We start from the raw sequence: 24845 nt of genomic DNA on the forward strand, positions 1-24845 counted from the left end.
AAGCCTGGCAGTGCACCGACCCCAACGAATGCCACATCGTCTACGCGAACAGCGCCACCGCCCTGTGGGACCTCATGCAACAGACAGAACTCGACCTCCAGCGAGCCACACCACCCGGCACGGCCAGCCGCTCGGACCCGGAACCCGTACCCCTGGCCCTACCTCCAGGACACACCGAACCGAGCCCCTCGCCTCCAGAGGGGAGCCAACCGTGATCCCTCCGGCGGGCGAGCGGCCGCACGCCACCGGATGGCACCCCGGTGCCGTCGCCGCCCTCAAGCACCTGCGCACCGAACTGCACACCCACCGCATCTACCCGGCCATCTCCTACGACCACGGCCGGCCCCGCCTCGCGATCAACACCGACCTGACCGTATGGGCCGACACCGCAGGCACGGTCTTCTGCTGGGGACCCCGCCTCCTCGAAGAACCCGCAGAGCAGGCGCCGGCAGACGACCTACCGCAGGTCGCGCACCGCATCGCCGGACGACTCGGGGAGCACTACGCCGAACCGACGGACCCACCCTGAGCCGCGCGGCGGCACGGCGATCCCACCTCCCGTGCCGCCGCGCCCCCAACTCCCTGCTGGGCCTGCATACCTGATGGCCCAGATACCGGTGTTCCTGATCGCGCCGGCCGCGCCGGGCAACGGTAACCCCCTGGCGTGCGCCGTACTTTAATAAGCGCCTGCACCTCAAAGGGAGATGGCTTCCGTCCGTCTGAGCCTGGGTGGCGGACGCCTACCCGCGATGGTTCGCTCGGGGCAGCGCCAACAGCACGAACTCGGGCTCAATGAGCACTCCTCGACCAACCAGGCGTGCTGCGCGGCCGATCCGGTGCCCTACCAGCTGATCCACGACGTCGCGCACGGATCAGCCGGTGCGGTACTCCACCCATGCCCGGCAAGCCGTGGCGGTCCTCGCACGCTTCGCCCGCAGATGAGCCGGACCGACCTCGGCCAGGCGGGCGGCGAACAGAGCACGAGTCGCAGCCAGTGCGGTCACCGCGTCCACCGGAGACGAACCCCACGCGGGCCCCCAGGCAGCGACCCGCTCAGCCCCGGCAGGCGTGTGCCCGGCATCGATCAGCCGTGGAACGAGCAAGGCGACGTCCACCCACGCGGCACCCTGACAGGCCATGGACCAGTCGACGACCAGACACCGATCATCGTCGACCAGGAGATTGCCCGCGTGTAAGTCCGCGTGCAGCAACGTGCTCCCTGTCAGGTCGTCCAGGTCCAGGGTTTTGACGAGCGGCCCGTAGTGAGCGACCTCGGGCCACGGGTCGGCCAGGACGTCTTCGGCCGCGCGTAGCAGCGCGAAGACCTTGACCGTCACTGACGGCGCCCCAGGCCAGGGGCAAGGTATGCCGATACTGTGCACCGCGTCCATCACGAGGGGAAGGGATGGCGAGCCGGGAGCCAGGTTCGCCTCTCGGCCGGGCGCGTGCTCGAAGACGAGTAGGTGCCAATCAGCGACATCATCGGCCCACACCATTCGGGGTGCTGAGATACCCGTGGGGAGCGCCTGGTTGGCGGCGCGCTCCCGTACGTAGTGAGGAGCGACGGGTGCGGCGGAGGGGGCAGCCTTCACGAAGAAAACGGCCCCCTCGGCGGTGGTGACGTGTGCGGCGATTCCAGAGGTCAGACCGGCCTCGGCCGAGCGGATGTGAACGACCGGGCCGATCTGCTCCTCGATCGCCGCACGAGCGGGATCGGGCAGGTCAGCCCACTGTCTTCTGCTTTGGACTGTCACTGCACCCCGCATAGCACTGGTTGCACTTGCCACTGCTGCACTCGGCGGAGGTCGGCCATACCACCGGGTCCACCCGGTAACCGGCGGCCTCCATCGCGGCCATCGTAACCGCGAGGCTGCCCCCGGCCTCGGTTTCGCTGGGGATGTCGTCGGGGGTGTGGTGGATGAACCGGCCGGCGACCCTCGTGCAGAAGTCCCGGTACTCGCGGGTGTACATCAGGAACGTGTGCCAGCCGATGTCGACCTGCTCGGACGGCCCGAGGCCGGCCCCGGGGTTGGCGGCGCAGGCGGCGAGGAACGCGAGCGCCTGCTCCAGGATGACGTCGGCCTGGTGGGCATGAGCGGGGTGATCGACGGCGATCCGCGCGGTCAGCCGGTCGAACAGGTCGGGGCTGATGAGGGTGCGGGGGGTGGTGACGGGCCGGTCGAGGATGACGGTCATGGCGAATCCTCCTTTTGACGGTGCCGGTTGGCTTACGCTTCCACGGTCGCCGCCGCAGGTCGGGGCTGTCATTGCTGGGCTGCCCGCCGATTATTGAGAGTGAGGCGTCAATTACACACACATGGCCTACACGGTAAGTGCCCAGTCGGTTACGGTGCATCGACCGGCGTGCGTGACGTACGGAGGTGCACCCTCATGGGGCAGATCACCAGGTCCAGACGTGCACAGATCCAACGCGAAGCGGCCAGCATCCGCATCCGTGGGCAACGGGAGGGCTTCCCGACCGAGCGAATCGTCACCGTCCTGCGCAGCACCTGCCAGGAGTTGACCCCGCTGGAGGCATGGCGGCTGGCTCTCGGCTGGTCACGCGCCCAAGTCGTCGCCCAGGTTGCAGCCCTGTACCTCGCTGACGGACTACACCCACCAGCCCTGTCTGAGGCGATGCTGTGCCGCTTCGAACACGGCCCTGACCGGCCGGGCCAGGAGTACGCCACGATGCTCGCCCGTGCCTACGGAGCGCACCCGGATCAGCTCGGCTTGCGGCCACGGTGCGTGTGTGGGCGGGGCGAGCGGGAATACGGTCAGCCGTACGAGCCCCATCCCGAGTGGGCGCCGGTCCTGCTGCCAGGAGTAGAACTGATGAGCACAGCCAGTGGACTGCCCGCCATCCGAGAGTCACTTCGCCTTGCCCTGCTGGATGCCCCGCACGGCAACCCAGCGGTGGTGGAGCTCGCCGAGACGGCTGTCGAGTACTACGCGCTCACCTACTCCCGCCACGCCCCCATGCCCCTCTTCAACGAGGTGCATGCCGCCCGCGGCCTCCTGGGCGACGCACTGGCCACCCCTGCTGACGAGGTGACCGGGACAGAGCTACGCCGCACGGCCGGATGGCTGTCCGCGCTCCTCGGCAACCTCGCCTTTCACTTGGGCGACCACAGCGGAGCCCGCGCCCACCTGGCGGTCGCCGGGGCACTCGGCGACCGCACAGGGGATGCCCGGCTGGCGGCGTGGACGCTCGGAGCGCAAAGCATGATCGCCCGGCACCGCCAAGATCTACCCGCCGCTCTCGCCTACGCTCACGCCGGTGCCGGGCAGGCTCCGTCAGCGCTGGTGCGTGCCCAACTGCTCGGCTGGGCGGTGCTGCCCTCGCCGGCCCAGACAGGTCAGGCCGCAGACGCTGAACACGCCCTGGGGGAGGCGACCAGTATCCTCGCCGCGGACCCTGCCGGTGGGGAGCCGGGTCGGTTCGGGTTCGACGCCGCCGAACTGGACTTGCATGAGGCGGAAGCGTGGCTTGCCCTGGGGCGCACAGACCGGGCCGCCGGCCGCGCTGAGACGTCGGCCGCTGGATGTGTGCCGCACACCCCGGGCTGGGCGGCGGCGACGCTGGTCCTCACTCAAGCGGAGGCGCTGCTACATCCGGGGGACGCTGCGGCGCGGGCTCTCGACGTGCTGGAGCGGATCCCAGCGGAGCGGCTACGCTCCACTGCCCGGGAGCGGCTTCAGCGGGTCGTGGCCACGCTGGGCGACATGGACATCGCCACGGTGCGAGACCTTCATGAACGGGTGCGGATACTGCCCCCGCTGATCGACATCCACGGCCGTAGCACCGCCTGAAGGCGAGATGCGCCCGCCGTCCAGCGAGAGTCGGAGACCTCCGCGACGCGGACTCGACATCTCAACTGGTCGGGGGCTTCGGTGCGGCAGGGAGTGGCCGACGATTCTCACCGACCCCGGAGGGTCGGTGCCGGCCCCTAGCGGCCTAAACCGATGGAGAGTCTTTTGAAAACGCACTGTGATCATCCGGGGAACCTGTGCATGCACTGCCATCATGGCTGACCGAGCCGCTGTGGGGCGGCACGGCGATCCCACCTCCCGTGCCGCCGCGCCCCAACCCCCCGCGGGCGGTGGTGCACAACCAGGGACCGGCCGGACCTCGCCCCGGAAAGACGTGTCGCGTCACCGCCGGGGAAGGTCAGCGGACCTTGCCGAAGAACTCGCGGATGTCGGCGGCGACGTGATCGGGCTGCTCCATGGCGACGAAGTGGTGGCCGCCTGGATTGTCTTCCGGCCAGTGAAGGATGACGGTGTGTCGTTCGGCGAGCCGGCGGATTCCGGGCGGTCCGCTGTACACGCCGGTCGGCGCCGTCGTCTGCCCCTCCGGCCAGCCGAAGCCCGTGCTGTCGTAATAGGGCCAGGAGGAGGTTCCCAGCGTTCCGGTGAGCCAGTAGAGGCTCACGTTGGTGAGGATCAGGTCGCGATCGATCACCTGCTCCGGCGGTTTCGCGGCGGTGGTGAACTCCTTGAACTTCTGCGTCATCCAGGCCAGCGCGGCGACCGGAGAGTCGTGCCATCCGTAGGCGAAGGTCTGGGGCGCCGCGCGCAGCAGCCCGTGATGGTCCACACCGTTCATCCAGTCCTGTTGCTGAAGCTGCTCATAGGCCGCCCGCTCGTCGGCGGTCATCTCGGGAACGTCGTCTTCGGTGGGGAAGCCGAGCCCGCCGATGACATAGACGCCGATCACGTGCTCCGGGGCGACCTTGGCGACTTCCGGGGCGACGTACGCGCCGAAGTCCCCACCCTGGGTGCCGTAGCGGTCGTATCCGAGGCGGCGCATCAGCTCCGCCCAGATCCGCGCCACGCGCGTGGCGTTCCAGCCGGTCTCGCGCGGCGGCTCGGAGAACCCGAAACCGGGTAGCGACGGCACGACGACGTGGAACGCCTGGGACGGGTCACCGCCGTGCGCGCGGGGATCGGTGAGGGGGCCGATGAGGTCGGTGAACTCCACGAACGAGTTCGGCCAGCCGTGGGTGAGGATGAGCGGCAGGGCGTCGGGCTCGGCGGAACGCACGTGCAGGAAGTGGATGTCCTGGCCGTCGACCTCGGTCATGAACTGCGGAAATTCGTTCAGTCGTGCCTCGTGCAGGCGCCAGTCGTACTCGCCGCGCCAGTATTCGGCCAGGTCCTTGAGGTAGCCGGTGGGGACGCCCCGGCTCCACTCCTCGCCAGGAAGTTCCCGGGGCCACCGGGTGCGGGCCAGCCGGTCGCGCAGCTCGTCCAGATCTGCCTGGGGGATCTCGATGCGGAAGGGGCGGACCTCGGTGCTCATGACTCTCCTCAGTGGGTACGCGATGCCCCGCCACGTCGTCCCCGGGCAGGCCCGGGTGGTACGTCGCGGTGACATGATCGAGAGTAGGAACCATCTAGGTCATTTCTTGTCCTATATGGCCGGGCATGATGGATCCCATGAGCGACACCCCCGCACGACTGCTCAAACTGCTGTCCCTGCTGCAGACCCCGCGCGAATGGCCTGGCAGCGAGCTGGCAGAGCGCCTGGGAGTCAGCCCCCGGACGATCCGCCGGGATGTCGACCGCCTGCGCGAGCTGGGTTATCCGGTGCGGGCGGCGATGGGAGCGGTGGGCGGCTACCGGCTCGCCGCCGGTAAGGCCATGCCTCCGTTGCTGCTGGACGATGAGGAGGCGGTGGCCATCGCGGTCGGCCTGCGCATGGCGGCCGGGACTCCGGTGGACGGCATGGAGGAGGCGTCCGTGCGGGCCCTGGCCAAGCTGGAGCAGGTGCTGCCGTCCCGGCTGCGGCACCGGGTCGCCACGCTGGCCGCGGCCCTGGTCTCGATGCTGGCCGGGAACGGACCAAGTGTCGATCCGCAGAATCTGACGGTGCTCGCCGGCGCGGTCGCCAGCCGCGAACGCCTGCGGTTCGCCTATCAGGCGGGGGACGGGAGCGAGACCAGACGCCTGGTCGAGCCGTACCGTCTGGTGGCGGCCGGGCGCCGCTGGTACCTGCTGGCCTACGACAACGATCGCGATGATTGGCGGACCTTCCGCGTCGACCGGATCGGTGATCCGTGGCCGACCGGCGTGCGGGTCCCGCCCCGCGAGCCGCCCGAGCAGGACGAGGCCGCCTTCGTCGTCGACAAGCTGTACTCGTCGGCACCCACCTACGAGATGCTGGCGACCCTGCGCCTTCCGGCCGACCAGGTGGTGCGACGGCTCGGCACCGCCCCGGGCGACGTCCAGCCGATCGACGAGTGCAGCTGCCGTCTGCACGGGCGCGCCGACACCCTGGAGTGGCTGGCCTCCCGGCTGCTCCTGCTCGGCTGCGAGTTCCAGGTGCACGAGCCGCCCGAACTGCCGGCGTACCTGCGTGCGGCGGGCGCCCGCGCCGTCCGCGCCGCCGGGGGTCCCGACGGGGCCGACCGGGATGTCGGCACCGATTCAGGCGGAGGCATCGGCGTGCCACCGACCTGACGGCCGACGATTCCCCGGCTTCTGCATGCGTCGGCTCACCGGGGCCGGGTGACCGGGACCACGGCGAGCAGGTGGTCCAGGCCTTTGAAGTCCTTCGGGTTGCAGGTGTAGAGGGGTAGCCGGTTCGCGATCGCCACGCAGGCGATCATCAGGTCCGCTGTCCGGGGGCGGGGTTTGCGGCCGGAGGCGATGACGGCGGTCCACAGCTGGCCGTACTCGCGGGCGGCGTTGTCATCGAAGGGCAGCGGGTCGAACTCGGCCTCGGCGGTTTGCAGGATCCTCATCCGCTGGGCGAGTTCCTGCGCTCCGCCGGCCGTTAGTACGCCGACCGACAGCTCCGCGGTGGTGATGGCACTGATCATCATCTCGTCCGGCAGTTCGTCGGGGTCGATTCCAGCACGCAGGATGAGAATGTTGGTGTCAAGCAGGCCTTGAGTGGGAGTCATTCCCCGTCCTCCGCGAACTCGCCTCTACTGTAGGCGCGGTCGTAGGGGTCGTAGAGGCCGTCGTTGACGTGCTGGTCCATGTCCTGGCGGTACTTCCGGTCGTCCAGGAGCGGCATGGCGCGGGACACGGCGGCGAACTCGGCCCGCGAGACGGCCCGGCGCCGACGACGGATGGGAACCAGATCACCGATGTGATGGCCGTTGCGTGTGACGGCGTACCGCTCTCCGCGTTCCAGTCCATCCATGATCTCCGCTGACCGGTTACGCAGATCGCGCTGGGAGATCTGGTGGGAGTGGTCGGGCTCAGGAATGCTCACCCATCAACTCTAACTCCGTGTGCCACCTAGTGCCACCAGGTAGCACCTGAATGCTCCCTGCGATCCGCCGCTAAGCTCCGAGCCGACACTGCTCGCGGCTGTTCGAAGCCTGGCACTCCGCCCCCGACCAGTGCCACATCGTCCACGCGCACAGCGCCACCGCCCTGTGGGACCTCATGCAACAGGCAGAACTCGATTTCCGTCGGATCACATCATCCGCACCCAGCACGGCCAGCCATCCGGACCCACCACTCCCGGCCCTTGGGCCCGTACCCCTCGCCCTACCCTCAGAATGCGCCGAACGGCCCCGGGGCCACACCCCTCACCGTCGGAGGGGAGCCGGCCGTGATCCCTCACCCTGACACCCCAGCGGGCAAGCGACCGAACGCCACCAGATGGCACCCAGGCGCCATCGCCGCCCTTTTCTGGCCCGTGTACAACCTCTTCGATCATGGCGCCGGGTCACGCCCGTAGGGTGACCCTGCACAGGAAGGCGATTCACCATGGCTGCTCGACCGTCGGTCGACGAGACGGACCGGCCGATCGGACCGTTCGTGATGCTCGTCTTCGTCTTCGGCGCGGTGTTCTACGTCCTGGGCCCACTGCTGGACGATCCGTCGCGCACGGTACTGGCCGAGCTGCCGGTCTCGGCGTTGATGTTCGTCTGCCCAATGATCGCCACAGCCGTTCTGGTGCGCGGTCGCGAAGGTGTTCGCGCGTGGCTGCGGGGAGTGTGGCCTCGTCCGCGTCTTTCCGATGCGCCGTGGTACGCGGTGTCGGTCGTGCTCATGCCGCTCATCGTCGCCGCTGCCGCAGTCGCGGCCGGGGCAGGGGCCGGGCCGCCGGGCGCGGTGGTCACCTGGGACGCCGTTTTCGGTTTGGCCGTGCTCTATCTGATCAGCGCCGTGGCCGAGGAACTGGGCTGGAGCGCCTATGCCACCGGCCCGCTGCTGCGTCGGCTGGGCGCGCTACGGGCCGGCGCGGTGATCGGTGTGATCTGGGCGCTTTGGCATGTCGTCCCGTACGTCCAGCAGGGGCACGGGCTTGACTGGATCGTCGGTCAGTGCGTGTTCACGGTCGGATTCCGCATCGTCTTGGTCCACCTCTACGCGGCCGGAACCGGGGTGACGGGCCCGACGCTCGCCCACGCCGCCTACAACGTTTCGTGGTCCCTGAGTCCCGTCTACGACCCGGCTATCGCCGCGGTGTGCGTGTTCATCGCCGCGGTCGTGGTCGGGGCAGCACGGTCGATCACTGCGCCGACCGACTCTTCATGTGGCCGGTAACACCAATACGCATCATCGGCGTCTCCGCGTTGCGGTCAATTGAACCGAGAGGGCGTTTTGATAGTTTATGAGTGATTGATTCCTGCATATCTGCAGGAGTACCTTCCGGAAAATCGGTGGACGGCGTCGTTATGGTGCTCGTATGACGATGGTGGATGTGGATCGTTTTGTGGCCGAAGGGTTCGTCAAGCTGGAGGCGGCCGTACCCCGGGAGATCGGGGACGCGGCCAGGGCGCTGGTATGGCAGCAGATCGGTCTGTCGCCTGACGACCCCGCCGGCTGGCGGCAGCCCGTGGTGTGGGCCGCCGACCTGACCGGCCACGGACCCTTCGGGGAGCTCGTGCGCAGTCCGCGGCTGCATGAGGCGCTGGACGAGGTGGCCGGTCCCGGTGGGTGGGTGCCGTCCGGGGCCATCGGCAACATGCCGATCCGCTTCCCCGGTATGGCGCCGGTCGACGATCGGGGCTGGCACATCGACGCCTCGGTGGCCCGGCCCGACGGCTCGTGGGCCGTGTCGGGACGGCCGGAGGCGATGCTGCTGCTGGTGTTGCTGTCGGAGGTAGGGGAGGACGACGCGCCGACCCGCATCAGGGTGGGCTCACACCGGGACTCCATCGGGGTGCTGGGTGAGCAGGTGCTCGACCCGTTCGAGGCCGGACCGCTACTGGACGCGGCTTCCAAGGACAGGCCGACGGCGTACGCGACCGGGCAGCCGGGCGACATGTACCTGGTTCACCCGCTGACCGTGCACGCGGCCGACGAGCACCGGGGGACGCGACCGCGTTTCATGGCCCAGTCACCGGTGTTCCTGACCTCGCCGGTCGCGCCGGGCACGGGTAACGCCCTGACACGCGCCGTACTGTATTGACATCCTCTCCGCCCTAAAGGACGGAGGTTCCCGCCTGCCGCGTGGGCTTCGGGTGGGTTACTGCTTCGCCGCGCTGCGCCGGAACGAGTACCGGTCTTACCTGCGCTCCACAGTCGTTTAGTCTCTCCGCCTGTCCGGCGGCGAGAATGTTGATCGCAGCGTTGATGTCCCGGTCGTGGGTCGTGCCGCACGGGCACGTCCAGGACCGGACGTTCAACGGCATCGATTCGGCATGCCGCGGGACCCGGCGGCGGACTCGGCCCACGAGACGGCCCGGCGCCGCCGGGGGGACCGGATCGCCGGTACGGATCATCGGTAAGACTCTCGGTCATGCAGATGCGGATCGAACTGGTGGCGGTTGTCGTGGAGGACTACGACCGGGCCATCGAGTTCTTCACCGATGCCCTGGGTTTCGAGCTGGCCGAGGACTCGCCGTCGTTGACCAACGACGGCCGCCCGAAGCGGTGGGTCGTGGTCCGGCCGCCGGGAGGCGAGACCGGCATCCTGCTCGCCCGCGCGGACGGGGAGCGCCAGGCCGCCGTCGTCGGGGAGCAGTTCGCCGGGCGGGTGGGGTTCTTCCTGCGGGTGGACCGTCGTGGCTACGAGGTCGCCCACGGCGATGAACACGACGTTCGGCAGGCTACTCCGAGCGGATGAACTCGCCCATGGGTGTGCGGAGTTCCCCTTCTCCGGTGAACTCCACCCGGGACTGATCGAAGCGGAAGACCAGATCGCGTACCGGTTTCAGCTCCTGGAAGTCGCCCTGGGCGATCATCGCGACCAGCGGGCCGTCCGCGCGGCGGGCCACGGTGGCGGTCAGCGGGCCGAGACGGTAGGTGCCGCACAGGGCGTTCAGCACGGTGTCGGTGAGGTGTGCGGTCTCCGGCACCCTCTCGAAGCGGATCGGGGCGACCGCCGCCTCCAGCGATACGGCCATGGCCGTGACATCGCCGTCGAGGTCGTGGAAGAACTGCACCGGTAGCGGGGTCTCGACGCCGCCCAGGTCGACGAGGAAGGTGAAGACCTCCAGGTGGCGGTGGTCGAGGCGGCCGGTCAGCGAACGGTAGCGTCCCGCCAGACCGTCGCCCTCGGCGAGGACGGCCACCTCACCGTACGCCGGGTGCCGGTAACGGCCCACGTAGTCGTGCGGGGGCCGTACCGGGGCCAGGTTCCCGGCGGTGGACGTCGTGTACCGCGCGGACTGGTCGCGGCCCTGACGCACTGCGGTCTCCAGGGCGAGAAACCGCTCGCCGTGCGAGCGCGGCGCCAGATCCAGCAGGCGGTCGTAGATGAGGCAGGGCAGCGCGTCGCGCAGCGCGGTGCCGTCCCGGTTGGCCAGCACCACCACGCCGCAGCCGGCCTCCGGGATGGCGCCGACCTTCGAGGAGAAGCCGTCGATGTTGCCGCCGTGGTGCGCCAGGCGGTGGCCGCGGTAGTCCTCGACGATCAGGCCCAGGCCGTAGCCGACCGGGCGGCCGGCGGCGAGCGGTGAATCCTCCGGGAGGGGGGCGGCCGGGGCACGCATCAGCGACAGGACGCTCTCCGGCAGGAGCGGGGGGCGGCCGTCGACCGGAAGGCCCAGCAGGGTCAGCAGCCACGGTGCCAGCTCCCCGACGGAGGAGTTGAGAGCACCGGCCGGGGCGATGAGGTCGAGCCGCGCGTGTGGCACGTCCTTGACCGGCTCACCCGGCGAGGCGGACACGTACGGTGTCGCCGCGTCGTCGTCGGCCCGCGTCACGTCCACCGAGAAGTTGGTCCGTGGCATGTCGAGCGGGTCCAGCAGGTACCGTCGCACGGCGTCCTCGTAGGAGGTGCCCGCGACGTGCCCGGCGAGTTCGCCCGCGACGGCGTAGAGCAGGTTGTTGTACTGCCAGGTCTGGCGGAAGCCCCTGTTCGGTTCGAGGTCCCGCAGTCTCGCCACGATCTGCGCGCGGGTCAGCTCGTCCCGGGCCGCGTACCAGAGCATGTCGTGACGGGGCAGGCCGGAGCGGTGACAGAGCATGTCGAAGACGGTGAGCTGCTCGGTCGCGACCGGGTCGCGCATCCGGAAGTCCGGCAGGTACTCCCGTACCGGCCGGTCCCAGGCGAGGGCGCCCTCGTTCACCAGGACGGCGCACAGGGCGGCGGTGAACGTCTTGGTGGACGAGGCGATCGGGAAGAGGGTGCGCGGGGTGACGGGAAGGTTTCGCGCGAGGTCGCGCAGGCCGAATCCCTCGCAGAGGACGATCCGCCCGTCGGCGACCACGAGGACGGCGCAGCCGGGCACCTCGAACCTGGCCCGCTCTCTCTCGACGATGTCACGGAGGTCGCCGACCAGATCATTCGCCATGTCTCCACCTCATCACACCGGCACCGCCGGACGCATTGTGACCGCCCACCAGAGCGGGGTGGCCGATTCGGGCGGACGGCCAATGACCACCCCGGCATGTTGGCCGGTGGGCCAATGCGGCGCGGCGCCGGTTACCGCGATGCTCGCGGGGTGAGTCGGGGAATCGAGACGCCGGCCGGTACGGCGGCCATCCGCCTGCCGGAGGGCCTGGACACGCCGGTGCTCGTCGTGGACGCCGCGCGGCTGGACGCGAACATCGCCCGGATGGCCGCCCGGGCGCGGGCCGCCGGGGTTCCCCTGCGTCCCCATGCGAAAACTCATAAATGCGCGGAGATCGCCCGTCGGCAGCTCGGCAGCGGTGCCGCCGGGCTGACCGTGGCGACCCTGGGCGAGGCCGAGTCCTTCGCCGCCGCCGGTTGTGACGACCTGTTCATCGCCTATCCCCTGTGGGCGGGCGGCCCCCGCGCCGCGCGGATTCGCCGGTTGCACGAGACCGTACGGCTACGGGTGGGCGTGGACGGCATGACGGCGGCCGAGCTGCTCGCCGCGGCCACCCGGGGTGCCGGCCCGCTCGACGTGCTGATCGAGATCGACTGCGGCGGGCGCCGGACCGGTGTCCCGGCCGAGGCCGTCGCCGGCCTGGCGGCCGGCTGTCTGCGGCTCGGTCTCAACGTGCTCGGCGCGTTCACCCACCCCGGACACGCCTACGCCACGCCGGCCGGTGCCGAACCCGCCGCCGCCGACGAGCGGACGGCGCTGGCCGTCGCCGGGGTCGCGCTGGAGAGGCTGCTCGGTCACCCCCCGGTCCTGAGCGGCGGTTCGACGCCGACCGTGGTCGCGGGCGTGGCGGCGCCGGTCAACGAGGTCCGCCCCGGCACGTACGTGTTCGGCGACCGGCAGCAGACGTACCTGTCGGGCATGTCCGCGCACGACATCGCGCTGGTCGTGGCGGCCCGCGTGGTCAGCACCCCGCGCCCCGGCGAGGCGGTGATCGACGCCGGTTCCAAGGCGCTGGCGAGCGACCGCCCGGCCTGGCTTGAGGGGTACGGCCGGCTGCTGGAGGTTCCCGAGGCCACCATCGACGCCATCACCGAGGAGCACGCCCTGGTCCGGGGGTTCCGGCATCCCCTCGCGGTCGGCGACCTCGTCGGCGTGGTGCCGAACCACGTGTGCACGGCCGTGAACCTGGGCACCGAGTTCGCCGTGGTGGCGGACGGCGCGGTCGTCGACCTCTGGCCCGTGTTCTCCCGCTGACCGTGCGTGTCTACGCGGGGGCACGCACGGTCAGCGGGTCACAGGCCGTCGCCGATGCCGGGGACCGCCGCCATGAGGGTGCGGGTGTAGTCCTCGCGCGGGTGGTTGATCACCTCGTCGGTGGGCCCCACCTCGACGAGCCGGCCGTTGTGCATCACCGCGATCACGTCGGCGACGTAGCGGACGACCGCCAGGTTGTGGGAGATGAACAGGACGGCGAGGCCGAGCCTGGCGCGCAGGTCTCGGATGAGGTTGAGGATCGCCCCCTGCACCGACACGTCCAGGGCGGAGGTGATCTCGTCGGCGACGAGCAGTTCGGGGCGGGCACCGAGGGCTCGGGCGATCGCCACCCGCTGACGCTGGCCGCCGGACAGCTCGCGGGGGTAGCGGGAGGCGACGGCGGCGTCGAGGGTCACCAGGTCGAGGAGGCGCGCCACCTCCGTGGCCCGCTCCCCTCTGGGCAGCCGGATCCCCTCGGCGACGCTCGCCCCGACGGTCAGCCTCGGGTCGAGCGAGTGGTACGGGTCCTGGAACACCATCTGGGCGTGACCCACCGGGATCCCGGTGATCGTGCCGGCGCTGACGGGGGCGAGGCCGACGAGTGCCCTGGCGAGGGTGGACTTGCCGGAACCGGACTCGCCGACGAGTCCCACCGCCCCACCAGGCGGGATGTCCAGGCTCACGTCGTCGACCGCGGTGAACGCGCCGTACCGCACGGTCAGCTGGGTGATGTTCACGGTGTTTCCTCCCGTACCGGACCGGACCTCGGGTACCAGCACGCGAGGCGCCGGCCCGCGCCGTGCTCTTTCAGCGGCGGACGTTCGGTGACGCACAGCGGTGTGGCGAAGCCGCAGCGCGACGCGAAGGCGCACCCGCCGGTCGACTCGGCGTCGACCGGCGACGGCGGGCGGCCCGGGATCGTGGCGAGGGGGCGGTCGCGGTCGGTTCGCATGTCGGGCAGGCAGGCCACCAGGGCGCGGGTGTACGGATGGGCGGGTTCCGGCAGGTCCTGGACCGGTAGTTCCTCGACCACCCGCCCGGCGTACATGACGACGACCCGGTGGCAGATCTGCGACACCACCGCCATGTCGTGCGAGATGAACAGCACGCCGGCGTCGGTGCGGACGGTGACCTCGGCGAGCAGTTCGAGGACCTGGCGCTGGACGGTGACGTCGAGCGCGGTGGTCGGTTCGTCGGCGATGAGCAGTTTCGGGGTGCCCATCAGGCCCATCGCGATGACGGCGCGCTGCCGCATGCCGCCGGAGAACTGGTGCGGCCGTTGCCGGGACCGCCGGTCCGGGTCGGGGATGCGCACCTGACGGAGCCGGTTCACCGCCCGGGTCCACGAGGCCCGCCGGGACAGTCCCTCGTGGACGATGGGCACCTCGGCGAGTTGCGAGCCGACGGTGAGCGCCGGGTTGAGTGACGACATCGGGTCCTGGAAGACCATCGCCAGTGCGGTGCCGAGCAGTCTGCGCCGGGCCGCGCGGGAGAGCCGGTTCACCTCCTGCCCGGCGAGGGCCAGGCGCGCGGTGGTGACGACGCCCGGGTACGGCACCAGCCCGCCGACCGCGAGCGCGGTGAGACTCTTGCCACTCCCCGACTCCCCGACGATGCCGACGATCTCGCCGGGGTTCACCGACAGTGACACGTCCCGGACCGGCCGGGCGCCGCCGGGGAAGGTGACGGTGAGACCGCGCAGTTCCAGCGCGGCCGAGGGGGTGTCCGCGGGTACATCCACGGGCGGCGCGGGGGCGGCGGGCCCGGTGGGAGCGTGCCGGCTCTCCCTGGCCGCGATCCGGGCCATGCTCTCGCCGAGCAGGTGGAAGCCGATGCCGGCGGCCATGATGGCGACCGCGGGGGCCAGCGCGACCTCCGGGTGCACGTACACCCGGGACAGCCCCTCCGACAGCATCCGGCCCCAGTCGTACTCGGGCGCCTGCACGCCGAGCCCGAGGAAGGAGAGCCCGGCCAGCCCGAGCAGGCTGGATCCGAGGATCATGGTGATGTTGAGGATCAGCGGCTCGGCCACGTTCGGCAGGATGTGCCGGAGCAGGACACGCCGACGGGGGACGCGCAGCATCCGGGCCGCGGCGACGTAGTCGGAACCCGCGACGGAGGCGGTGAGCGTGTGGGTCAGCCGGGCCACGGCCGGGGCCGCGGCCAGCCCGATGCCGAACACCGCGCCGCGTGCGCCGAGGCCGAGCACGATCGTGGTGAACATCGCGAGCAGCAGACCGGGGAAGGCCACCAGGGAGCCGATCAGGCCGACCACGAACCGGCCGGCCCGTCTGGGCAGCACCGCGGGCAGCGCGCCCAGCGGGATGCCGACGACGGTGCCGATCAGCGTGGCGGCCACCGCCAGGAGCAGGGACAGCCTCCCTGCGACGAGCACCCGGGCGAGGATGTCCCGCCCCAGGGTGTCGGTACCGAGTGGATGGCCGGGGGAGGTGCCCTGCAGGATCTTCGCCGCGTCGATCCGGGCCGCGTCCGTGGCCCACAGGGGCGGCCCGATGACCGCCAGCACGACGAACGCGGTCACCAGCAGCAGCCCGGCCAGCCCGGCGGGAGAGCTCCGGAGCCGCCGCATCAGCTCTCCCGGATTTCGGATCGGGGGTCGAGGAAGGCCAGCGCCAGGTCCACGACCAGGTTGACGACCAGCACGATCGCGCCGTACACGAGGATCGCCGCCTGGGCCACCGGATAGTCCTTGTCGATGATGGATTCGATGATCCGTGAGCCGAGGCCGGGCCAGGCGAAGACGTACTCCACGACGACCGTGCCGGTGATCAGTGAGGAGAGCAGCAGGCCGCCCACGGTCAGCGTCGCGGTCAGCGTGTTCGGCAGGAGGTGGCGCAGGTGCAGACGCCAGGCCGGCAGCCGTTTGGCGCGGGCCGACCGGACGTAGTCCCGGCCCAGCTCGCGCAGCGTCTCGACGCGGACCAGCCGGGCCAGGACGGCGGCGGGCCCGATCGCCAGGGCGGCGACCGGCAGGAGGTACGACTCGGGGCCTGCCCGGCCGGCCGGGGGCAGCCACCGAAGGTTCACCGCGAACACCACCACCAGGCCCACCGCCAGGAGGAAGTCGGGGATGGTGCCGAGCGCCCCCGACACGCCGGTGAAGGTCAGCTCGCTGCCCCGGTTGCGGCCGTTCTCGGTCCGTACGGCGAGCAGCATGCCGAGCGGCACCGCGATCAGGAAGGCGACGGCGACGGCGAGGGCGGCCAGTTCGAGCGTGCCGGCCAGCCGGTCCGAGATGATCTCGGTCACCGGCTGGCGGGAGGTGAAGGAGGTGCCGAGGTCCCCCGAGAACAGGTCCCGCAGGTACCGGCCGAACTGGGTCGCGATCGAGTCGTCGAGGCCCAGTTCGGCCCGGCGCTGGTTGACCAGGTCGACCGGCGCGGTCGGCCCGAGCGCGGCCCGGATCGGGTCGCCGGGCACGATATGGATCATCGCGAACGACGCCGTCAGCAGTACCAGCATCGAGGAGACGAACCTCGCGAGGCGTCTCGCGATCATCGATCAGTCCTTCAGCATCCGGGTCAGGGTCGGTTGCGCCAGCCCGCCCGGTATGAACGTCTCGGCCTTCTTCGTCGCGAACAGCTGGGTCTCGCCCGCCACCGGCACCACGTCGAAGTTGTCGAAGAGCGCGGACTCGGCCTGGGCCCAGGTGTCACATCCGCCCTCGTCGGGGAGCATCCCGGCGGCCTTGCCGGTCAGCTCGGTGTACTTCGCGTTCTGGATGTTGGCGAAGTTCGAGCCGTCCGGCACCGTGGGCCCGGACAGGTAGCCGGTGAGCTGCGACGGCAGGCTGACGCCGATCGCCACGGTGGAGACGTCCCAGTCGCCGGTCTTGAACAGCGCGTCGCTCCACGCGCCGCTCGCCGAGCCCTTGAGCTGCACCGCCGCGCCGATCTTCTTCCACGCGTCGGCCTGGTACTCCGCGCCCGCCTGGGGACCCGCGCCGTAGTCGGTGTTGTAGATCACCTTGATGGCCAGCGGTCTGCCGTCCTTCTGCCGGATCCCGTCCGCACCGGCTTTCCAGCCGGCCGCGTCCAGGGTGGCCTTCGCCGCCTCGGGGTCGTACGCCGGCCGGTGGCCGGTGACGCTGTCGGCCCGGCACGGCCGTGGCGAGAGGGTGGTCATGCCGGTGGTCTTGGCGCCGGTGCCCTGGGTGGAGATCTTCGCCAGTTCGTCCAGGTTGACCGCCTGGCTCAGCGCCTTACGGACGGCCGGGTCCGCGCCGGGCCGTCCCTTGCCCTGGTTGTAGAAGAACTCGCCGTTGCCACCGGGCTGGTCGGTCTTGGTGATCCCCGGCGCGTTCTCCACCCGGGCGCGGTCCGCGCCGCTGAAGGTGGCCGCGTTGATGCTCCCGGCCAGCAGCAGGTTCGCGGCGGTCGACTCGTTGGAGACCACCTTGAGGACGACCGTCTGCGGGATTCCCCTTTCGCCGGTGCCGCTGCCGCCGGGTCCCCAGGTGTAGCCCTTGCGCACCGTGAGCGTGTAGTGGTCGCCCGGTACCGATTCGGTCAGCTGGTACGGGCCGGAGCCGGAGGTGGTCGTGGCGAGGGTGGCCGGGTCGGTCAGCCCCTTGCCGCACACGATGAAGACGGCGACGGTGCTGTGCAGCAGGAACGGGCTCGCCTCCGGGGTGCTCAGCGTCACGGTGCCGGCCGTCTCGTCGGCCCTGGCCCTCACCCCCGCCGGGATCAGGACGCCGAGCAGCGGCGACTTCGTCGCCGGGTCGGCCACGTGGTTGACGCTCCTGGCCACCTCGGCGGGACCGAGCGGCGAGCCGTCCGCGCAGGTGACGTTCTTGCGCAGGGTGAAGGTCACCGACGAGGGCTCCACCTGCCAGCTCTCCGCGAGGCCGGGCACGAGCCCCCCGTCCCGGCCGATGTAGGTCAGCGTGTCGTAGGTGTGGGACAGCAGGAGGTTCGTGCTGCCCTGGACGGCGGTCGCCGGGTCGAGCGCGCCCGGGTCGGCGGCGATGGCCATCGTGAACGTCGCGTTGTCGGCGTATTCGGCGGACGCGGAGGTTCCGGTGCCGCCGGGCCGTACCGGCGACGCACCTCCGCCACAGGCGCTCAGGACCAGCGCGGAGGAGGAGAGAAGGGCGATGATCGCCGGTTTTTTCAATGTCACTCCCGTGCACGATCTGGGATCGGTACGACGCGACCAGCATGATCGCTGGATGTGCCGTTGTCTTCGGCAGGACGTACAAGATCGGCCACGGTGATTGTGGGCTTCACCAAGGGGTTCACCGCCCCGGCGGCTATCCGAAGTCGGCCAGCCGCATCTGCAGGTGCAGCAGCAGGCGCTCGTCGGGCTGGTCCAGCCGCAGCCCGAACAGCGCGCTCGCGCGGCCCATCCGGTAGCGGAACGTGTTGGCGTGGACGTGCAGCCGGGCCGCGGCGGCGGCCACGTCGCCGCCCGCGTCGAACCAGGCCCGGAGCGTGGCCAGGTAGGCGGTGTCGTGTTCACCGTCGTACTCGGTGATCCTCAGCGCGGTCCCGGACTGGAGAGCCTCGATGTCGCAGGTGGCGTCGGCCACCTCGGAGAGCAGCAGGGTGTCCCGTTCGTCGTCGACGTGCACGATGTCACCCGGGATCGCCTCTCCCCCGATCCGGGCACGCAGGGCCAGCAGCCGGTCCAGCTGCCGGCGGGTCCGGGAGAGGTCCTCAAGCCGGTCGACGGGGTCGCTGACGGCGATCGTCCCTTTCCCGGTCTGGTCGCCGGCCGGTGCCCGCCGGGAGAGGACCGCACGTAGCTGGGCGTCCAGCCGTACCCTGCCGGTGTCGGGCAGCAGCGCGTACACCCGGCCGTCGATGACCGCGGCGAGGCCGTATCCCTGGAAGCGTTGCGACTGGAGGCTCAGTACGTCCGACAGCCGCGCGTCGAGCAGTTCGTGGTCGCCGTCCTGCTCGCCACGGCTGAACGCGACGAGCACGGTGGGTCCGGGCAGCGCGTATCCGAGGGCCCTGCCGGCCGACTCCGGCCGGTCGAGGAGCTGCCGCACCAGGTGCCCCCGGGTCCGTCTGCCGGAGGAGGCGAAGTGGTCCTGGTGGGCCAGGCAGGTGGCGACCACTTCGGCCGAGCGCCGCAGGATCTCGTCGGCGCCCGGGTTGAGCGTCTCCCTGCTGCCGACGACCCAGATCGACCCCAGTGGCTCGTCACCCGCCCGGACGGCGACCGCGAGCCGCGCCGTGCTCTCCCTGCCGTCGGTGAACTCGGCCACGCCGGTACTCCGCCACAGCCGGGCGTACCAGGCCTCTCGCTCGACATGCTCGGGGACGGCCCGGTCGAGGATGCCCTGCCGGCGTACGTCGTCGACGGGCTGCCCGGGAATCGCGCTGAACGCGACGACTCGGCGGCTGGCGTCCTCGATCGCGACCGCTCCCCCCAGCGCCGCCGCCAGCGCGTCGGCGAGCTGGAACGCGTCGTGCGCGGCGAGCTGCCCGAAGGAGTCGCGCAGCACCAGCTTGACCCGGTCGTAGATGTCGCTCCAGCGCGCGTCGTCCGGCGCGACGAACACGGCCGTTTCCTGCCGCGCGCCCACCATCGCCTTGGCGGCCTGCGACTCGCGGACCGCGATCGCGACACAGGACGGTATCCCGGCCTCGGGGGTGGTGCACAGCGCGAACTGGTCCGGGTCCGGCTCCGGGTCTCCCGGCCCGTGGATGATGACGCCGCGGACGATGGCGCCCGGTTCTGAGATCCGTACGGGGTGCAGGGCCGCGCCGCCCAGGGCGACACCGAACTCCTCGACCGGCGCGCCGCGGAACGTCTCAATCACCGGTCCAATAATACGGATATCCCGGATAAACTACATCAATATTCGCATTTTCCTCCTTTTGCTGTATTTCGTGAGCATTTAGCTTTGCTATGTGTGTATAAACCAATAAATATCACCGCTTCGTCGGGGTTCTGTGCGGTCACCGCTGCGGCGCCGGTGACTGCGACGCGCTGCGCGGTACGACTCCGCCAGGGTGGCGGAGTCGTACCGCGCATCGGCATGGAGGGAGCGACCGGCCCGGCGGCGCAGGGCGCCGTCGTCACCGGGGCCGGCCGAGCGGGTCCGCTACGGGGTGGCGGCGGCCGCCGCCGCGTAGGCCTCCTGCTGCTGCGACTCGAAGTAGGTCCCGACCAGCTGCGGGCCCTCCAGCCAGGCGGCGATCACGTTCGCGGCGTTGGGGTCGCCCTCGTTGCGGCTGGACACCGCGGTCTGGATCCCCACACCGGTGACGGGGTCGTACTCCTCGAACCACGGCCCGCCGCTGGCGCCGGCGCCCAGCGCGCTGGGGATCCTGGGGTCGAGGTAGGGGAAGGCTCCCTGCACGGCGGTGCCAGTGGTCTGCAGCATCACCTTGCCGTCGTTCTCCCGCTGGTCCGCCACGAGGATGCCGTGGTTGATCGGACCCGCCGACGGGTTGGAGTTGATCGGAGACCCGAGGTTGTTCCGGCTGGAGTGGTACCAGAAGCGGGTGTTGTCCTGGGAGTAGCCGATGACCGTCCGCTGCCCGGCCCGGGGCCGGGAGAAGGCGACCTGCTGACCGCCCGTGACGTCCTGGATGGGACGGACGTCGGCCGGGTTCTTGACGGTCAGCGCGGCCATGTCCTGCCCCAAGGCGAAGTAGGGCGCATAGCCCCAGGTCGAGGTGAGGAAGACGTTGGTGACGACCCAGACCCCGTAGGGCGCGATCGCGGCGTCGGGGTGTCCGTTCGGGTTCAGCGCCGCCTTCGCGTCGAGGGTGGCGCCGTCGAAGCCGGGGATGAAGACCGAGTTGAGGATGACCTCCCTCAGCGGGGGAACCTCGGTCTTGACACAGTGCCCGGCGGTCAGCACGACACTCTTGTTCGCGCTGTTCACCACGTTGCCGGAACAGGTGGATTTGAGCAGCCCGTCCGGGATGTTCGCCGTATCCGTGGTCGACTTCAGCGTGAACATCTTGCCCACCGTCCGACCTGCCAGACCGGTCTTCGGGGTGGGGCTGCTGAGCGCGTCGTCATGGCCGGAGGAGACCGCGGTCGGGCTGTGACCGGACCCGTTCGCGACCTTGAGGTTTTCCAGCGTCCAGAAGTCGGCCACCTGCTGCGGGGTGGCGAGTTGACCGTTCACCTTCCATTCCAGAGGCAGTTGGGCGGGGCCGGCGGCGTGCGCCGGGGTGACCGATCCGGCGGCCAGAAGGGCCAGGGAAATGGCCAGAACAGTCAGGCGTCGTGCTGTTCTCACATGGGCTCCCGAAGAGCGCGAAGGGGATTTGAAAGCAGGCTAGAAGGCCGCGCGCCCCGTTGGCTTTGGCGGAACGGACGAGAACCCGGACCGGTGTTTTAGGTGTCGCCTGAAGCATTGGTGCGAATGTCGAACCGGCGACCTACGAGAATCTCAAAATGACAGATCGAGGGTTGTCTGAGCGGCTAATCAACGCACAAACGACATTAAGTGGCTAGCCGTAAGTAGGCGCTCGGCGCATCTGGTTGCCGGACGTATGCGTGCCGTACCGGCCCGCCACGGCGTGCCGGCGAGCAGGTCTACCCGGAACCGACCATCCCGCAGGCCGAGACCGTCTCCTGACCGTCTGACAGGCGTGCCGCGTTGTGGAGCGGAAGCAGTGGTTCACAGCACCCCACCTGGGCCCGCCCGCCCCCGCGCGGGCGGGCCCAGGTGGGGTGCTGCGAGAGTTTCGGACAGGCAGTTCGCTGGGATTAGAGCCATCTGAAATCCGTGAGGGGCCGCGGTCAGGAGTTACCCCGGCAACCGGCCGGGTCATTGTTGGCGGCTGTAGGCGTGGATGGCCAGGGGGCAGAACACCACGAAGAGGGCCGCGCACCAGATGAGCGTGGTGGTGACGGTGCCGCCGACCGGGGTGCCGTTGAGCAGGGCGCGGCAGGCGTTCATGACGTGGGTGACGGGGTTGATCTCGGCCCAGGTTCGCAGCCAGCCGGGCAGGGTCTCGACCGGAGCGGCAAGGCTGGTGCCGAGCTGCAGGGGCAGGAAGCTGATGAAGCTGATCGCCAGGACGGAGTCGGCGCTCTTGACCAGGACGCCGACGAACACGGTGACCCAGCTGAGGCAGAAGCCGAAACCGATGGCCAGGCCGGCGGCGGCAAGGGCGGCCGCGAGGCCACCGTGGACGCGGAAGCCGAAGAGTGCGCCGATGGCGAAGAGGATGGCGACGGCGAGCAGGTAACGGACGAGGTCGGCCAGCACGGAGCCGAGCAGGGGCGCGAGGCGGCTGATGGGCAGGCTGCGGAACCGGTCGGTGACGCCGTTCTTGAGGTCGAGGTTGATGTTGGTGCCGGTCGAGACCATCCCGGCGAGGCCGGCGCCCATGACGAGGATGCCGGGAAAGAGGTACCGGAGGTAGTCGGCGGTGGAGCCGGCCACCGATCCGCCGAAGAGGTAGAGGAAGAGCACCATGAACAGGGCGGGTGTGACGACCCCGTTGATGATCGGGCCGGGGTTGCGGGTGGTCTTGGCGAGACTGCGGCGGGCGAGCACGAGGCTGTGCCGGAGCCAGGCGAGCGGACGGGTACGCGGCTGTTCGATGGCGGTCATCAGGCGGCCTTCGTTGGTTCGGTAATGGTAGGTGCCCCGGTCAGGGCTAGGAAGACCTCGTCGAGGCTGAACACGGTGCCGGTCATCAGGCGGCCTTTGTCGGCTTGTCAGTGTCGTTGGCGGCGCTGGTGGGTGCTCCGGTCAGGGTGAGGAAGACCTCGTCGAGGCTGGGCAGACGCAGCGACAGTTCGGAGACGCCGATGCGGTGTTCGCGCAGCCGGGCGGTGATCTCGAAGAAGTCCTCGTCACCGGCGACCGGCACGACCAGTTCGTGACGGGTGGAGCGTTCTGGGGTCCGCCCGGCGACCTTGGCCAGGATGCCGGCGGCCACGTCGGTGTCGGCGGGGTCGTTCAGCCGTACGGCGATGGTGTGCCCGCCGACCTCTCGTTTCAGGTCCGCGGGAGTGCCGGAGGCGATGACCCGTCCCTGGTCGATGACGGTGATGGCGTCGGCGAGGGCGTCGGCCTCTTCGAGGTACTGGGTGGTCAGCAGGACGGTGACGCCGTCGGCGCTCAGGCCGCGGATCATCTGCCACAGCTCGTCGCGCTTGCCGGGATCCAGTCCCACCGAGGGCTCGTCGAGGAAGACCACCTCGGGGTGTCCGACCATGCTCGCGGCCAGGTCGAGGCGGCGGCGCATGCCACCGGAGTAGCCGGCCACCGGCCTCTTCGCCGCGTCCTCCAAGCCGAAACGGGCCAGCAGTTCCGCGGCTCGCCGGAGAGCCTGCGCCCGGGGCAGGTCGAGGAGCCGGCCGATCATGACCAGGTTCGCCAGCCCGGTCAGCTCCTCGTCCACGCTGGTGTGCTGGCCCGACAGTGCGATCCGCCGACGTACCTGTCCCGGCCGGCGTGCCACGTCGAACCCGGCCACGGACGCGCGTCCGCTGTCGGGACGCAGCAGGGTCGCGAGGACGCGGATCACGGTGGTCTTGCCTGCACCGTTGGGTCCCAGCAGGCCAAGCACCTGCCCGCGCGGAACGGCCAGGCTGACACCGTCGAGCGCGGTGACCTTGCCGAATCTCTTGGCCAGTCCCTCGGTCTCGAACCCATGATCGCTCACCGTCACCATCCTTCGTCTCGGTCAACTCAAATGTTCCTAACATCTGAATTTTGAGAGTATCCTAATGCCGACGATCCAAGGAAAGGAACCGCGATGGTTCGACTGACTCGGGTGCAGCAGCAGGAGCGCACCCGGACCTCCGTGCTGGCGGCGGCGCGGGAGGAGTTCACCGAGCACGGCTACGCCCTGGCCAAGGTCGATCGGATCGCCGAGCGGGCCGAGCTGACCCGCGGAGCGGTGTACTCGAACTTCCCGAGCAAGCGCGCACTGTATCTGGCGGTGCTGATCGACATGGTGGAGAGCGCCGCCGTGGGTGCGCCGACATCGCCGACATCGCCGACATCGCCGACGTCGCCGGCCGATGCGCTGGGCGCGTTCGCCCGGACCTGGCTTGAACGGCTGCCCCTGGTCGGCGACACGGCCTCGGGAGGGCGGCTGCACCTGCGCTCGCTGGTCGGCGTCCTCGATGACGAGCACGGGCGCACGGTATTGGCGCAGGTCGTCCGGCTGGAGGCGCTGTTGCTGGCCATCGCACTGGAATCGTGCGAACCACCGGTGCGACGTGTACGGCTGGCCGAGCTGGTGCTGACGCTGCTGGACGGTTCGGGTCACCTGGCTGAGAGCGCACCGGGATTCGGTGACCCTTTCGACCTGGCGCGTGCGTGTGAGCATCTGGCCGGGATCGATCTCGCCGACACCTGGACGCCGTCGTATCTGCCCTATGTCGCTCCGGCGCGACCGTGTGGGGACGCGTGGGATCCGCCCACGGAACTCGCGGATCAGATCAGCGGGGATCGGGTCGACGTCGGCGCCGACGGTCTGATCGCGGTGCTGGGGGCCGGTCGTCTCGCCGCCGCCGAGGAAGCCGTCCGTTCCGCCCGGCCCGGCGATCAGGTGACGGTGGTCGTCGTCACGAACGATCCCGCCGAGACGGGCCGCCTGGTACGGCTCAGGATCACCGACCTCCTCGGCTGCCTGCGGCGGGTGTTCGCTCCCGGGGTCTGGCAGCGCGTTCGGCTGGTCCTCGATGACGGATCCCTGACGGCGTCGGCGATCGGCCTGACGGACCTCGACGACGAGACGGAGTCCGCCGTACGCGTCCGGGGCGGCGCGATCGTCGCCCGAGCCCACGGGCGAGGCGCCGCGTACGCGGCATCGACCGCCGGCGCCTCGAACGGCACGCAGACGCGGGATGCCAGGACTTGACCTGCCCCCTTTCCCGCAGGAAGACGGCCCGTGAGGGTTCCTGCTTCACCGCCAG

Annotated in this window: 23 protein-coding genes and 1 pseudogene; 9 read left to right on the plus strand and 15 right to left on the minus strand. The window is 70.2% G+C overall.

Annotated elements, in window-relative coordinates:
• Together IG98_RS52550 and IG98_RS0115950 are read left to right on the plus strand one after the other, a co-directional pair.
• On the plus strand, nt 1–215 hold a 215-nt coding region (locus IG98_RS52550; RefSeq protein ID WP_211263996.1), incomplete at its 5' end, for a hypothetical protein.
• Nucleotides 212–529 (plus strand): hypothetical protein, encoded by a 318-nt coding sequence (locus tag IG98_RS0115950; protein ID WP_030912294.1) that lies wholly within the window; start codon nt 212–214, stop codon nt 527–529. The genes IG98_RS52550 and IG98_RS0115950, both read left to right, overlap by 4 nt.
• 343 nt (nt 530–872) lie before the next feature.
• On the opposite strand, the gene IG98_RS46915 is transcribed toward IG98_RS0115950, so the two are convergent.
• Together IG98_RS46915 and IG98_RS0115960 are read right to left on the minus strand one after the other, a co-directional pair.
• The gene (locus tag IG98_RS46915) at nt 873–1754 is read right to left on the minus strand and encodes a phosphotransferase (protein ID WP_169750126.1); all 882 of its coding nucleotides are present in this window, start codon (nt 1752–1754) and stop codon (nt 873–875) included.
• Complete coding sequence (locus IG98_RS0115960) at nt 1723–2196, minus strand: glycine-rich domain-containing protein (RefSeq protein ID WP_030912300.1); 474 nt, start codon at nt 2194–2196, stop codon at nt 1723–1725. The genes IG98_RS46915 and IG98_RS0115960 overlap by 32 nt, the downstream gene beginning before the upstream one ends.
• Nucleotides 2197–2391: 195 nt before the next feature.
• Here IG98_RS0115960 and IG98_RS46920 point away from each other — a divergent pair, with 195 nt between their 5' ends.
• A complete protein-coding gene (locus IG98_RS46920; RefSeq protein WP_051752179.1) occupies nt 2392–3813 on the plus strand; it encodes a helix-turn-helix domain-containing protein in 1422 nt (473 codons plus the stop codon).
• A gap of 358 nt (nt 3814–4171) precedes the next feature.
• Here IG98_RS46920 and IG98_RS0115970 read toward each other — a convergent pair whose 3' ends face one another.
• Nucleotides 4172–5305 carry an epoxide hydrolase family protein gene (locus IG98_RS0115970; protein WP_030912306.1) on the minus strand — a complete coding sequence of 378 codons (1134 nt, stop codon included), beginning with the start codon at nt 5303–5305 and terminating at the stop codon, nt 4172–4174.
• Nucleotides 5306–5442: 137 nt separating this feature from the next.
• Here IG98_RS0115970 and IG98_RS0115975 point away from each other — a divergent pair, with 137 nt between their 5' ends.
• Nucleotides 5443–6465: a helix-turn-helix transcriptional regulator gene (locus IG98_RS0115975; RefSeq protein WP_037970509.1), complete on the plus strand. Its 1023-nt coding sequence runs from the start codon at nt 5443–5445 to the stop codon at nt 6463–6465.
• Between the two features lie 35 nt (nt 6466–6500).
• On the opposite strand, the gene IG98_RS0115980 is transcribed toward IG98_RS0115975, so the two are convergent.
• On the minus strand, nt 6501–6911 hold the full coding sequence (locus tag IG98_RS0115980; RefSeq protein ID WP_030912313.1) for a type II toxin-antitoxin system VapC family toxin: 411 nt from the start codon (nt 6909–6911) through the stop codon (nt 6501–6503).
• Nucleotides 6908–7228 (minus strand): type II toxin-antitoxin system Phd/YefM family antitoxin, encoded by a 321-nt coding sequence (locus IG98_RS0115985; RefSeq protein WP_211263997.1) that lies wholly within the window; start codon nt 7226–7228, stop codon nt 6908–6910. The genes IG98_RS0115980 and IG98_RS0115985 overlap by 4 nt, the downstream gene beginning before the upstream one ends.
• Before the next feature lie 503 nt (nt 7229–7731).
• Here IG98_RS0115985 and IG98_RS46925 point away from each other — a divergent pair.
• Together IG98_RS46925 and IG98_RS0115995 are read left to right on the plus strand one after the other, a co-directional pair.
• Nucleotides 7732–8514, plus strand: a complete 783-nt coding sequence (locus IG98_RS46925; protein WP_030912319.1) for a CPBP family intramembrane glutamic endopeptidase — start codon at nt 7732–7734, stop codon at nt 8512–8514.
• Nucleotides 8515–8656: 142 nt separating this feature from the next.
• A complete protein-coding gene (locus tag IG98_RS0115995) occupies nt 8657–9382 on the plus strand; it encodes a phytanoyl-CoA dioxygenase family protein (RefSeq protein WP_211263998.1) in 726 nt (241 codons plus the stop codon).
• A 13-nt stretch (nt 9383–9395) separates the two neighbouring features.
• Here the strand turns inward: IG98_RS0115995 and IG98_RS48710 are convergent.
• Nucleotides 9396–9608 (minus strand): annotated as a pseudogene (locus tag IG98_RS48710) (zinc ribbon domain-containing protein); the annotation flags it as partial.
• Nucleotides 9609–9712: 104 nt separating this feature from the next.
• Between IG98_RS48710 and IG98_RS0116000 the strand changes: the two are divergent.
• Complete coding sequence (locus IG98_RS0116000) at nt 9713–10039, plus strand: VOC family protein (protein WP_245651583.1); 327 nt, start codon at nt 9713–9715, stop codon at nt 10037–10039.
• On the opposite strand, the gene IG98_RS0116005 is transcribed toward IG98_RS0116000, so the two are convergent.
• Nucleotides 10023–11711, minus strand: a complete 1689-nt coding sequence (locus tag IG98_RS0116005) for a serine hydrolase (RefSeq protein ID WP_051752181.1) — start codon at nt 11709–11711, stop codon at nt 10023–10025. The two genes, IG98_RS0116000 and IG98_RS0116005, sit on opposite strands and share 17 nt — an antisense overlap.
• A 150-nt stretch (nt 11712–11861) precedes the next feature.
• On the opposite strand from IG98_RS0116005, the gene IG98_RS0116010 reads away from it, so the two are divergent.
• Nucleotides 11862–12965 (plus strand): alanine racemase, encoded by a 1104-nt coding sequence (locus tag IG98_RS0116010; RefSeq protein ID WP_211263999.1) that lies wholly within the window; start codon nt 11862–11864, stop codon nt 12963–12965.
• 38 nt (nt 12966–13003) lie between these two features.
• Here IG98_RS0116010 and IG98_RS0116015 read toward each other — a convergent pair whose 3' ends face one another.
• From IG98_RS0116015 to IG98_RS0116055, 8 genes are all read right to left on the minus strand, one after another.
• Nucleotides 13004–13702: an ABC transporter ATP-binding protein gene (locus tag IG98_RS0116015; protein WP_030912333.1), complete on the minus strand. Its 699-nt coding sequence runs from the start codon at nt 13700–13702 to the stop codon at nt 13004–13006.
• Nucleotides 13699–15555 carry a dipeptide/oligopeptide/nickel ABC transporter permease/ATP-binding protein gene (locus IG98_RS0116020; RefSeq protein ID WP_030912336.1) on the minus strand — a complete coding sequence of 619 codons (1857 nt, stop codon included), beginning with the start codon at nt 15553–15555 and terminating at the stop codon, nt 13699–13701. Before IG98_RS0116020 ends, IG98_RS0116015 begins: the two co-directional genes overlap by 4 nt.
• On the minus strand, nt 15555–16484 hold the full coding sequence (locus IG98_RS0116025) for an ABC transporter permease (RefSeq protein ID WP_051752183.1): 930 nt from the start codon (nt 16482–16484) through the stop codon (nt 15555–15557). Before IG98_RS0116025 ends, IG98_RS0116020 begins: the two co-directional genes overlap by 1 nt.
• Nucleotides 16485–16487: 3 nt before the next feature.
• Complete coding sequence (locus IG98_RS0116030) at nt 16488–18104, minus strand: ABC transporter substrate-binding protein (RefSeq protein WP_030912342.1); 1617 nt, start codon at nt 18102–18104, stop codon at nt 16488–16490.
• A 136-nt stretch (nt 18105–18240) separates the two neighbouring features.
• Nucleotides 18241–19761 (minus strand): PucR family transcriptional regulator, encoded by a 1521-nt coding sequence (locus IG98_RS0116035; RefSeq protein WP_030912345.1) that lies wholly within the window; start codon nt 19759–19761, stop codon nt 18241–18243.
• 285 nt (nt 19762–20046) lie between these two features.
• Complete coding sequence (locus tag IG98_RS0116040) at nt 20047–21198, minus strand: trypsin-like serine peptidase (protein ID WP_157594361.1); 1152 nt, start codon at nt 21196–21198, stop codon at nt 20047–20049.
• 534 nt (nt 21199–21732) lie between these two features.
• Nucleotides 21733–22524, minus strand: coding sequence for an ABC transporter permease (locus tag IG98_RS0116045; RefSeq protein WP_030912352.1), 792 nt, complete (start codon nt 22522–22524; stop codon nt 21733–21735).
• An 85-nt stretch (nt 22525–22609) separates the two neighbouring features.
• Nucleotides 22610–23584, minus strand: a complete 975-nt coding sequence (locus IG98_RS0116055; RefSeq protein ID WP_030912355.1) for an ATP-binding cassette domain-containing protein — start codon at nt 23582–23584, stop codon at nt 22610–22612.
• A 93-nt stretch (nt 23585–23677) separates the two neighbouring features.
• Here IG98_RS0116055 and IG98_RS0116060 point away from each other — a divergent pair, with 93 nt between their 5' ends.
• Nucleotides 23678–24790, plus strand: coding sequence for a TetR/AcrR family transcriptional regulator (locus IG98_RS0116060; RefSeq protein ID WP_030912358.1), 1113 nt, complete (start codon nt 23678–23680; stop codon nt 24788–24790).
• The last annotated feature ends 55 nt before the right edge of the window (nt 24791–24845 follow it).

The sequence above is a fragment of the Streptosporangium amethystogenes genome (assembly GCF_000721075.1).
In the GTDB taxonomy this organism is placed as follows: Bacteria; Actinomycetota; Actinomycetes; order Streptosporangiales; family Streptosporangiaceae; genus Streptosporangium; species Streptosporangium amethystogenes.